Annotated in this window: 8 protein-coding genes and 1 pseudogene; 2 read left to right on the forward strand and 7 right to left on the reverse strand. The window is 67.5% G+C overall.

Features of this window, described 5'->3' with window-relative positions; translation table 11 throughout:
- Positions 1-197 precede the first annotated feature (197 nt).
- Both AC3WQY_RS19120 and AC3WQY_RS19125 read left to right on the forward strand, forming a co-directional pair.
- The gene (locus AC3WQY_RS19120) at positions 198-3065 is read left to right on the forward strand and encodes a TonB-dependent receptor domain-containing protein (protein WP_492710113.1); all 2868 of its coding nucleotides are present in this window, start codon (positions 198-200) and stop codon (positions 3063-3065) included.
- 96 nt (positions 3066-3161) lie between these two features.
- Complete coding sequence (locus AC3WQY_RS19125; RefSeq protein WP_492710115.1) at positions 3162-3578, forward strand: hypothetical protein; 417 nt, start codon at positions 3162-3164, stop codon at positions 3576-3578.
- 70 nt (positions 3579-3648) lie between these two features.
- Here the strand turns inward: AC3WQY_RS19125 and AC3WQY_RS19130 are convergent, their stop codons facing one another.
- The 7 genes and pseudogenes from AC3WQY_RS19130 to AC3WQY_RS19160 form a co-directional block, all read right to left on the reverse strand.
- Positions 3649-6798: a S8 family peptidase gene (locus AC3WQY_RS19130; protein ID WP_492710116.1), complete on the reverse strand. Its 3150-nt coding sequence runs from the start codon at positions 6796-6798 to the stop codon at positions 3649-3651.
- A 32-nt stretch (positions 6799-6830) separates the two neighbouring features.
- Positions 6831-7571 carry an NF038120 family PEP-CTERM protein gene (locus AC3WQY_RS19135; protein ID WP_492710118.1) on the reverse strand — a complete coding sequence of 247 codons (741 nt, stop codon included), beginning with the start codon at positions 7569-7571 and terminating at the stop codon, positions 6831-6833.
- A 278-nt stretch (positions 7572-7849) separates the two neighbouring features.
- Positions 7850-8350, reverse strand: coding sequence for a type II secretion system protein (locus tag AC3WQY_RS19140; RefSeq protein ID WP_492710120.1), 501 nt, complete (start codon positions 8348-8350; stop codon positions 7850-7852).
- Complete coding sequence (locus tag AC3WQY_RS19145) at positions 8337-8714, reverse strand: type II secretion system protein (protein ID WP_285234189.1); 378 nt, start codon at positions 8712-8714, stop codon at positions 8337-8339. The genes AC3WQY_RS19140 and AC3WQY_RS19145 overlap by 14 nt, the downstream gene beginning before the upstream one ends.
- A gap of 2 nt (positions 8715-8716) precedes the next feature.
- A complete protein-coding gene (locus tag AC3WQY_RS19150; protein WP_492710122.1) occupies positions 8717-9184 on the reverse strand; it encodes a type II secretion system protein in 468 nt (155 codons plus the stop codon).
- An 8-nt stretch (positions 9185-9192) separates the two neighbouring features.
- Entirely contained in the window at positions 9193-11352 is a 2160-nt protein-coding gene (locus tag AC3WQY_RS19155) for a secretin GspD/PilQ domain-containing protein (RefSeq protein ID WP_492710123.1), read from the reverse strand.
- A gap of 8 nt (positions 11353-11360) precedes the next feature.
- A pseudogene (locus AC3WQY_RS19160) lies at positions 11361-11606 on the reverse strand (hypothetical protein); the annotation flags it as partial.

Here is an 11606-nt window from a genome sequence, read left to right on the forward strand (position 1 = left end):
GGTAATTACCTAAGCGCATTGCGCACCAAGGCGTTTGGTCACGTTGCGACGCTGACACGGGGGGCCTTTCGTCACATTGCCGTGACCAAGCACATCCCCAAGACTGCGGCCGGTGCATCTGGACGTAACAACAAGCCGCGTACTCAAGCGGCCAGCGACATGCACGTCTGGTCAAAAGCCATCATCTAGGAGAACCCATGTTTAAACGATCCCGCGTCAGCGGCGCCATTGCGCTGCTGGCCACCGGCATGCTGCCGTTCGCCATGCCCGCCCACGCCCAGTCGACCGACACCAAGGTCGAGAAGATGGAAGCCATCGTCATCACCGGTTCGCGCATCGTGCGCCCGAATCTGGAAGGCACCACGCCCGTGATGTCGGTGAGCACCGAGACCATGGCCAACCTGGGCCTGACCAACTTCGCCGACATGGCGACGCAGCTGCCGCAGTTCACGCCGGCCTTCGGCGCCTCGCGCACGCAGTCGACCTTCTCGGGCGTCAGCTCCTCCGGCCTGCAGCTGACCAATCTGCGCAACCTCGGCTCACAGTCGACCCTGGTGCTGATCAACGGCCGCCGCGTCCCCGGCGGCTCGAGCACCAGCACGGGCGTCGATTTCAACTCGATCCCCTTTGCCAATATCGAGCGCGTTGAGACCATCACCGGCGGCGCCTCGGCCATCTATGGCGCCGACGCCATGGCCGGCGTGATCAACATCATCACGAAGAAGAGCTTCGAAGGCGTCGAGGTCGGCGTGCAGTACGGCGAGACCGAGCGCGGCGACAACAAGAGCACCCAGGCCCATGTCATGTTCGGCAGCAAGCTGGGCGGCAACGGCCGCGCGCTGCTGACGATGGAATTCCACAAGGACGGCCACGTCAGCTGCAAGGACCGCGAGCTCTGCGACGACGACGTGTTCTGGCCAGCGCCGGACGATTTCCGCAAGGGCCCGGTGGCGCGCTCCGGCGTGCCCCTGGCCGGCCGCTTCTTCCCCGGCGACGGCAAGAGCTACACGCAGCGCAACGGCTCCTTCCTCGACGCCAGCGGCAAGCTGATCCCGTTCTCCACCGCCGTCGACGGCTACAACCGCAACGCCCAGCGCGACCTGGCCATTCCGACCAAGCGCGTCGTGATGGCCGGCGACATCGAGTACAAGCTCGCGCCCAATGTCACCGCCTTTGGTGAATTCAACTATGCATCGACCTCGATCGATTCGAGCTTCGAGGGCAACCCCTTCCAGTCGAGCGCCAACCGCATCGGTGGCGTGACCGAAGCATCGATCCCGCTCAACAACCCCTTCATCCCCGCGGCCCTGAAGTCGGCCATGGTGGCGGCCAAGGCCACGGAAATGACCTGGTGGCAGCGCTTCTCGTCGGAGACCGTGGGCGGCAACCGCGGCGCCAGCAGCGACCGCGACATGGCGCGCGCCGTGATCGGCGTGAAGGGCGAGCTGGACAGCCTGATGGGCTTTGGCAGCGACTGGCGCTGGGAAGCCAACCACACCTTCGGCACCACCAAGACCATCCTGGGCACCGAGGGCTCGGTGGGCCTGCAGCAGCTGTATGACGGTCTGCGCGTGGAAGAGACCGCACCCGGCTCGGGCAAGTACCAGTGCTCAAGCGCCACCGCGCGTGCCATGGGCTGCGTGCCGATCAACCCGTTCGCGCCCTACACCGCGGAGATGTCCAAGTACCTCACCGTGGGCACCACCTCGATCGGCAAGCAGAGCCTGAACGACAGCGTCGTTTCGCTGAGCGGCTCGGCCTTCAAGCTGCCCGCCGGCGATGTGCGCACCGTCGTCGGTGCCGAGGTCCGCTCGCTGTACGGCGGCCTGGATCACGACACCCAGATCAACCAGGGCACCGTGACCGGCAACCAGATCGGCGACACCGACTACATCAAGATCAAGACGCGCGAGATCTTCGGCGAGATCCAGGTGCCCCTGCTGGCCGACAAGCCCTTCATCAACATGCTGAACGCCGAGGGCGCCTATCGCCACTCCAGCAGCAGCGGCAAGAGCTACAACACCTGGATCATGGGCGGCGAATGGGAGCCGACCGACGGCCTGCGTTTCCGCGCCAAGAAGGCACGCTCGGTGCGCACCCCGGTGCCGGGCGAGCTGTCGGGTGTGGGCCAGACCTTCGGTGTGGTCAACGACCCCTGCACGGCCAGCCGTCGCAATGCCAACCCGACGCGCGCCGCCAACTGCGCGGCCGACGGTGTGCCGGCCGACTACAACCCCGGCCAGATCATCGAGCAGAGCGTGGAAGGCCTGTCGGGCGGCAATGCCAACCTGAATCCGGAGATCGGCACCACGCTGACCTACGGCCTGGTGTTCCAGCCCAGCATGCTGAAGGGCTTCACGCTGGCGATCGACCGCTTCACCATCAAGGTGAAGGACCAGATCGCCACCGTGGACCGCGGCACCGCGGTGAACCTGTGCTACGACACGCCGAATCGCTTCCTGTGCGATTCCAAGACCCGTGGCACCCACCCCCTGCTGCCCGGCGCGAACTACGTGCTGAAGTCGGTCAACGAGCAGCTGCAGAACGTCGCCTCGCTGGATGTCAGCGGCGTGGATATCGACGTGCACTACAACTTCAAGACCGGCAGCTACGGTGACTTCGACCTGAGCGCCATCGCCACCGTCTACGACAAGGCCTCGTTCGTGCCGCTGGCCGGCGAAGATCCGGTGGACCTGCTGGGTCAGGCCGGTGGTACCACCTCGCTGCAGGGTTATGTGAAGTTCACCGGCGCGGTCAACGTGGGCTGGAAGTTCGGCGCCTTCAAGGCGAACTGGAACATGCGCCACATCGGCCGTACCGATATGGGCGTGGGCTCGGCCGCCGATGGGTTCCCCATGGTCGGTGCGCACACGTACCACAACCTGCGCCTGGGCTACAGCCTGAACAAGAAGACCGAGCTGTACGCCGGCGTGACCAACCTGTTCGACAAGAAGCCGCCGATCTTCGCATCGGGCTACTCGGGCACGCAGGCACTGGACACCATCCCGGGCTACTACGACGTGTTCGGCCGCTCCTTCTTCGTGGGCGGCACCATGAAGTTCTGAGCTGCGGGCTGATCAGCCCTCCAGCCACGACGGCGCCTTCGGGCGCCGTTTTTTATTCCCGCTTGCCGGCGACCCTGGAAGGCGCGAGGATGGGCCATGAGCACACCCAACACCCTCTTGCGCCTCGTCGGCATGACCCTGCTGACCCTCGCCACCGCGGCCTGCAACAGCGCGCCCAAGATGGAGGCCAAGGACAGCGCCACGCTGCTGAAGGACATCAGGGCCGAGATCGGCGATGCCGCCTGCGACACGCCGCAGCAATGCCGCAGCATCGCGGTGGGCCACAAGTCCTGCGGCGGCCCGGAGGCCTATCTGGCCTGGTCCAGCAAGCGCAGCGACGAAGCGCGGCTGCAGGGCCTGGTAGAACAGCATGCGGCCGCGCGCCGGGCCGAGAACCTGCGCTCCGGCATGGTGTCGGACTGCCGGCTGGTCACCGATCCGGGGGCGAGCTGCCAGGCCGGGCGCTGCAACCTGCTGCCTGGCGGCGGCGCGGGCGCTGCCAGCGCGCAGTAAGAGCGCGGGGCAATGAAAAAGGCCGCAACCCTTGCGGGTTGCGGCCGTGGCGGGGCTGAGGCCCCTTGCCTTAGTTGCCCAGGGGCACCAGCTTGTAGGCGCTCGTTTCGGCAGGTTCGCTCAGCGGCAGGCCGCCGTTGGTCTCGACGCGCACCACCGTGATGGCCTGCGTCACGGCGCTCAGGTCCTTGAACTGCACGCCACCGAGGTAGCGGCCGCTCGCGGCCAGGCCCGACCAGCTCAGACCCACGGTGGCACTGCTGCCGCCGTAGACCGTGCTGGGCAGCAGGGCGCGGAAGCTGCCACCGGTGTCGCCGGCCTTGACCACCCAGCTCGAGAGGCTGTGCGTCATCGCAGCGCCGCCGCCATAAGCCACCACGCAGACACGGTAGTTGCCAGCCGCCGGGCCGACGATCTGTGCCGCCTCGTTGGAGCCGTCGTTGCCGGAGTAGGCCCAGGTGCCGTCCGGCGCCAGGATACCCAGGTCGTTGTCGTCACCAACGCCGCTCACGTCCACCTGACGCAGGGCTGCGCGCATCACGATGGTGTTGGCGGGCACGGCGACCGGGTAGACCTTCACATTGGGCAGGTCAGCACCGGCCTGGCAGGCCGTCTTCAGCTGCGCAGATGTCATCGCACCCGGGGTCAGCGTGGCCGGTGCACCCATGGTCACGGGCGACAGACCGCCCACGCCCGAACCCATGCGGCCGGTGAAGCCGGTCTTCACCGTGATCAGCTTGCTGCCAGATGCGGTGGTGAAGGCCAGGTTGGCGGGGGCGACGACGGGCTTGCCGACGCGCGCCTGGATCGGGCTGCGCACCACATGGCTGCCATCGGTCCAGCTCAGGGCACCGAACTGCCACACATTGGTGGCCGCGCCAGCGCTGGTCAGCTTGACGGTGAAGCTCTTGGTGTCACCCGGGTTCAGGGTCAGCGTGCTGGGCGTCACCACCGTGGTGAAGCCAGGCACCGTGGCCGTTGCCGTGTAGGTCGCGGCGCTGCTGCCCACATTGGTGACGCGACGCGTGACGGTCGCCGTTCCCAGCACGTTCGCCACGGTGATGGACGGCAGGTTGAGGTTGTAGGTCTCGTCCAGCGTGCCGTAGGTGGTGCAGTCCGAGGCCGGCTGCACCGCTGCCTTGTTGACCTTGCACTGGTAGCGCACATAGTCGACCTTGCCAGCGTCATACACCAGGCCCGGATCGGTGGCCTTGTTGGGCGCCACATGGCCGGCACCCTGGGCCCAGGGCAGCAGGCCGTTCTGCTCGGCGGCCAGGCCGTCGTTCAGGGTCGAGTAGCTGGTGGTCATCAGGGCCGACTTGATCGCCGCGGGCGACCAGGTCGGGTGCGCCTGCTTCAGCAGCAGGGCCAGGCCGGCCACATGGGGGCTGGACATCGAGGTGCCCTGGTACGAAGCCCAGGCCGGCGGCGGCACCAGCGTGCCGTTGGCCACCGCATCACGCTGCGGCTGGGTCAGATCCGCCGTCACGCTGGCGATCACGTCCACGCCGGGTGCGGTCAGATCGGGCTTGAGGATGTTGCTGTCGCCCTGGTTGGGGCCGCGCGAGGAGAAGCCGGCCATGATGGGCGCGGGCTTCACGCCGGCGTAGAAGGCACCGATAGCGGCGGTAGCACCGGCCGTCTGGGCATAGGTCTTGATGGCGGTGCCGTCGGCCTGCGTCACGTGGATGGTAGGCACGGAATGAGCTTCGGCCACCAGACCCGCGCCGTTGTCGGCCATGATCATGCCGACGCCGCCGGCCTGCAGCACGGCATAGCTCTTGTCGACGCGGGCGTTCGTGCCGCGCGTGCAGACCACGATCTTGCCAGCCACCTTGGCCGGATCGAGCAAGACCTGGCCAGCCGGCGGAGCACTGCTGAAGCACAGATTGGCATTGCCGCCACCTATGCCGGCGTCTTCGGCGCGGATCAGCGACGTGGAGGCCACCGGCGTGGTGTTGAGCGAGGCACCCGAATACAGGGCAGCGTTGCCGAGCGTCGCGTCGGCCTGCAGGTTGCGGTCATGCGTCGAAGCCGCCACCGTGGTCAGCCAGGGGCTGATGTGGGCCACCTGGTTGGCCGGGCCGCTGTTGCCGGCCGAGGCGGCCACGAACACACCGGCCAGCGAGGCGCGGTAGAAGGCCTGCTCGACCGGATCGTTGACCGAGGTCTGCGAGCCGCTGATCGAGAAGTTGATGACGTTCACGCCGTCGTTGACGGCGTCGTCGATGGCCTTCACCGAGTCGGTGCTGTAGCAGGTGTTCTGGCTGCCGGTGCCGTCGGTGGCCGCGGGATTCGGGAAGGTCCAGCAGACCTTGTATGCGGCCACGCGGGCCCGCGGAGCCATGCCGCTGGCCGTGCCCATCGGGATGCCCGAGACGATGGCGGTGGCGCCGCCGTTGCCGGCCGCGGTGGAGGCGGTGTGGTCACCATGGCCGCCATGGCCGTTCGGGCCGGAAGCCGAGTCGCGCGGCGAATCAAAGTCCGTCCAGTGCATCACCGGCTGATTGGCCTTGAATGCGGTGTTGTAGAACTTGGCGCCGATCAGCTTGTTGTTGCAATGCAGGGCGGGGTTGAAGCCCTCGCCGGCCTGGCAGCCGCCCAGGAAGCTGGCGGGCGGGGGGCCGTAGACCTGGGTGCCGGCACCAAAGGTCGGCACGCCGCTGCCATCCACGCGGTCTGAAAACGCGGGGTTCTCGGGCCAGATACCGCCGTCGACGATACCCACCACCATGCCCTCGCCATTGTTGGCATTGCCACCCACCGTCTGCGACCACAGGCCGCCCGGGGCCGTCAGGCCCAGGAACTTCGAGGTGCTGATGGTGTCGAACTGGCGCGGCACATCCTCGATCACATCCACCACGTAGGGGCTGGCCTTCAGCGTCAGCACCTCAGCATCGGTGAGTTGGGCGGAGAAGCCGTTGAAGACGGTCTTGTAGGTGCTCAGCACGGGGGCATTGCCCACCAGCGCGATCACATTGCTCTGTTGCTGGCCCAGGTAGTTGATATAGGCCTGCACGGCGGCGGCACCGTACTTGAAGGTCTCGCCGGCGGCCGGCTGGGTGGCGGCCAGGCCCTCGATACCACCCTGGTAGGTGGCGGCTGGCTCGTTGTTGAGCTGCACCAGATAGGTCTTGCGCTCCTGGGCCATGGCGGCGGTGGCCAGGCTCGACAGCAGCACCAGGGTCGCCAGTGCTGCGGGCTTGAGTTTCATCGTCATGATGTGTCTAGTCCTTTGTGCGTTGCTGGGGCTCAGGCCGAGCGGCGGCGGCGTGCGAAGCCGGCCATGCCCAATGCCAGGGCGGTCAGCGCCAGGCTGGCGGGCTCGGGGATTTCTGCGAAATTGATGTTGTCGAGCGCGAACTGGCCGCGGTCGGTGCTAAAGGCCGAGCAACTGCCGGTGGCGTTGCATGCGAAGCCGAACACGTACATGTAATCGAAGGTGGTGGTGGCAAAAGCCGCGCTGGGGTTGTAGTGCGCGAAGTTCAGTGCACCTTTCGCGTCCGGGCCATCCAGGTTGTAAGTGGCGGTCAGGAAGCCGCTGCCGTCAGCCTTGTGCCCTTGCAGACGGATCAGGCCCGCCGTAGCGGGCAGGGCATCGCCATTGCCAACAAAGCCAGCATCAAAACCCTTGACCTGGAAGCCCAGGCCGTTCATGCGGCCCAGCACCATGGCACCGTCGTTCAGGCCGGTGAAGAAATTCGTCTGGTTGTTGCTGGGGCAAAGCACACCCATGCAGGTGCCGGCCAGATTCGAGCCATCGACGATGGCGCCGACCAAGTCCATCCCTGCCTGCGCACCGGCAGAGTTAGAAAACGTGTTCATCCAGAACCCGGACTGATAGAACTCGTCGTTATGGGTCAAAAATGGCATCAAAGGCGCATTGGGCGTTTCCATCAGCCCATCGAACGTGATGAAGCCTGCATGCGCCGTGCCGGCCACGCCGCACAACGCGGCCAAGGCCAGCGCGGATTTGATCAACGACTGTTTCATAACTAATCCTTCTCTTGTTACCAATGATGTTTTGGTGTCTTGCACCCGGATTCTTTTTGGCTGGCGACTACGACCCGGGGATACCAGGCAAGCGCCACACTGGCCGCCCAACGCAGAGAACTCAAATGAGGCCGAACAGCAACGCGTGCGTCAGGAGGCGGATTCTGATGGCGCCCCGGACAATGCCCATACTGAGTTGCCCCGCCCTTGAATCAGGGGGATTGAGGGTAAACACGGGGAAGAACCACAGCGCCGTAGGCACGAACGCGCGCTAGCGCTCAACGACCCGGGCTCGATGCCGCACTGGCGGCGGGGTCAGGTTTTGCCTGGGTGGGCGTGGGTTTGAAGAGCCAGTCGCTGGCGCGCGATGCGCCGCCCTCGGTGTCGCCGAGCTGCCGCAGCAAGGCCTGCTCCGATCGGCTGCGCACGCCCTCGAACCCCCGCGGATCGGTGGGTGCCGCAAGTAACACCCAGTCCGGCTTGCCGGTGAACGGGTCCACATAGAGGCGCCGCAAATGGTGGCGCGGCTTGATGCCGCGGCCGTCGCGCAGCAGTTCGTCGAAGCTGTGCGGGTAGACCGGTGGCTGGCTCGGGCTGGCCAGCAGATAGCTCTCGATCGCGCGCGCAATCTCCTGGCCGCGGAACTCAAGCTCGCGCTCGCGTTCGCGCTGCGCCGCGGTGCTCCAGTGCTGGCCCAGCGCCGCCAACGCGGCCGAGGTGATGGCCACGAAGAACAGCATGCCGAGGTAGGTGAAACCTCGCGCGTCACCAATCCGCATACAGCCGCCCGTCGCTGCCGCGCCCGGCCGCGCCGCTGCGCAGGTCGTAGAGCTGGCCCTTCAGTTGCGCATCCGGTGGCGGGCCCAGCTCGACCCAGCCGTCGCGCCGGCCCAGCAGCGGGTCTTCGGGGATCTCGCGCAGATAGCGCGCCTCGGCCAGCTGCTGCAGCGAATCGGGGTAACGGCCCTTGTCGGCCGCGTACTGGTCGATGGCGTCGCGCATCACGTTCAGCGAGGTGCGCAGCGCCGTCTCGCGCGATTTCTGCAGGCTGTTGAAGTAGCGCGGCGCGGCGATGCTGGCGAGCAGGGCCACGATCGCCATCACGACAATCAACTCGATCAGGGTGAAGCCGCGCTGTCGCATGCCTACCAGTCCTTGTACTGCGTGCCGTCGAGCGCACGGCGCTCGGAGCGGGAGTAGACATCGAACACATCGCGGCCGGCGCGCGGTTCGTCGGGCGAGCTGTCGGCGGCGCGCAGGCCCCAGCTGTCCTCGGGCGCCAGGGCTGGGTCGGCCAGCGGGTCGCGCGGCAGGCGGCGCAGGAAGTAGAGCTTGCGGCCGTTCGCCGATTTGGCATCCGGCACGCCCTTCACCAGCGCCTGCAGATCGGGCGGGTAGCCGCTGTCCTCCGGGCTCTGCTGGATATGGCCCTCGGTGGCGGCACGCTTGTAGGCATCGAGCGCGCCGCGCAGCGTGCGCAGCGCCTCGCGCAGCGCGAACTCCTGGTTGCGCTGCACCGACAGCAACAGCACCGGCCGTGCCGCCATTGCCAGCACGCTGAGCATGGCCAGCACCACCAGCATTTCGATCAGCGTGAAGCCGCGCGCGCGCATGGGTAGATTTACTTCGCCGCCTCGACCGCCACCAGGCCCGAGCCCTCCAGCCGCACCGGCGGGCTCTCGCCATTCAGGCCGCTGGCCTGCAGGCCGCCCACGCTGATGTTGAGCGGCTGGCCCGCCGCCGCCGGCAGGGCGCGCAGCACAATGACGCGCTCGCCACGCGGGGCCAGGTCGAAACTGGCACGGCCGGGCACGGCCCCAGGCAGGTTCTGCGCCAGCTGCAGCTTGGCGGGATCGAACTCGAGCTCGCCCTTCACCGCATGGGCGCTGTCCTGCCTGAGCGTGACCGACACCGTGCCGCCCGCCGGCACCTGCGGCGTCACATCCATCTTGAGCAGCACCTCGGCGTTCGCGGCCGCATCGGCCTGCGGCCTGGGCGCGGCCACGGCAGCACCCGCCAGGCCCACGCCGACCCGCGCCGTGGGTTTGAGCCGGCTGCTGAACGCGCCCGGCGAGGCATCGGTGCCGCCGGGCAGCTGGGTCAGGCCGGCATCGGGCAGGGCCAGGTTGCGCACGATGCGCGGCGTGATCAGCAGCACCACCTCGGTCTTGGCGCGGTTGTCGGTCTGCACGCCGAACAGTTTGCCCAGCAGCGGCAGGCTGGAGAGGCCCGGCACGCCGGTGGCGCTGCGGCGGTCTTCATCGCTGATCAGGCCGGCCAGCACCTGGGTCTCGCCATCGGCCAGGCGCAGCGTGGTGTTGGTCTGGCGCGTGCCGATCTCGTAGGCGGTGGTGCCGCCCGGGCCGGTGACCTGACGGATCAGGTTGCTGACCTCGAGGTTGACCTTGATGGCCACATCGTTGTCGAGCTGGATGGTGGGCTCCACCTCGAGCTTCAGCCCCACGTCCAGATAGGACACCGAGGCGGCCACCGAGGAATTGACGCTGAAGTTGGTGGTGGTGGTGAAGACCGGCACCTTCTGGCCGATCAGCACCTTGGCCTTGTCGCGGTTGCGCACGCGGATCTTGGGATTGGCGAGCAGATTGGTATTGCCCGAGGTGCCCTTGATGGTGGCCACCACGGCCGGGTTGGCGATGCTGGCGCGGAAGTCGCCGCGCTGGCTCAGCGGCACCTGGCCGTTCACGCCCAGCAGACCGTAGGAGACGGTCTCCGGCCATTGCAGCCCCAGCTGGTCGACGCGGTCGGTGGCCAGCTCCATCACCTCCACCTCCAGCATCACCTCGGGCTCGGGCAGGTCCACCGAGGCGATCAGGCGCTCCACCAGGCGCAGCACCTCGGGGGTGTCGCGCACCACCATCAGGTTGAGGCGCTCGTCGATATGGATGTCGCGCACCTTGGCAATCGCGCGCACCATCGCCTGCACCTGCTTCACATCGGCATTGGTGAGGTAGAGGGTGCGGGTGATCAGCTCCTGGTGCTCGCGCTGCTTGCCCTGGGTGGCCGGGAAGATCATCACCGAGCTCTCGTTGAGCAGCTTGCGGTCCAGCTGCTGGGTGGAGAGGATCACGCGCATGGCCTCGTCCAGGCTGACGTTGCGCAGGAAGATCGTCACCTTGGCGTCCGAGCGCACATCCTTGTCGAACACAAAGTTGATATTGCTGCTGCGCGCCAGCGCCTCGAACACCTGGCGCAGCGGCGCCTCGCGGAACTCCAGCGTCACCGGCTTCTGGAAGGCCGGGCCCAGCTCGCCGCTGGCGTACTCCAGCGGCCGGGCCTGGGCGGTCTGGCTCAGCAGCAGGCGTGCGCCCGGATGCTGGGGCGACTCGGCCAAGATGCCGCGCGCAACGCTTTCGGCGCGCTCCAGCTGGCCCTCGCGCAGCGCCGCACGGCCCTGCTGCAGGGCCGCGTCCTGGCGCGCGCCGCGCCCGATCTCGGTCTCGTACCACTCCAGCCGCGCATGCTTGGGGTCGAGCTCGCGCAGGCGCTGCAGGGCCTCGCGCGCCTCCTCCCAGCGCGAGGCCAGGCGCGCACCCTCGATCTGCATCAGCAGGCGCGCCTTGAGCTGATCGCCCACGCGCAGCTGCGCCGCGCGCAGCTGATGGTCCTGGGGCGCCTCGCGCAATGCCTGCTGCAGCACCGCGTTGGCCTGCGGCAGCTGGTTGCTGCGCGCCAGCTCGTCGGCCTGGCGCAGCGCCGGGTGGCCGCAGCCCGCCAGCGCGAACATCAGCGTCAACGAGACTTGGGCAAGGGTGCGATGCATGCGCTGCTTCATGGTGCGGGTCGGAATGCGACGTTGACTGGCAGCTTGGCGGGCAACCAGAGGAGTTGGAGGCCGGTGGGGGCGATGCGTTCGACGCGCCATTGGCCGTCGATCACCTCGCCCGCACGGACGTTCAGGCTGCGCGCCGGGCCGGCCAGGAACACCTGGCTCACGCCCGCTTCCTCCAGCCGCCCGATCAGCTGGTAAGGGAAGGCCGGCGCCACCGGCGGTGGCGGGGGCCTTCCCTTACCAGC

Source organism: Roseateles sp. FW301-B2 (assembly GCF_058788955.1).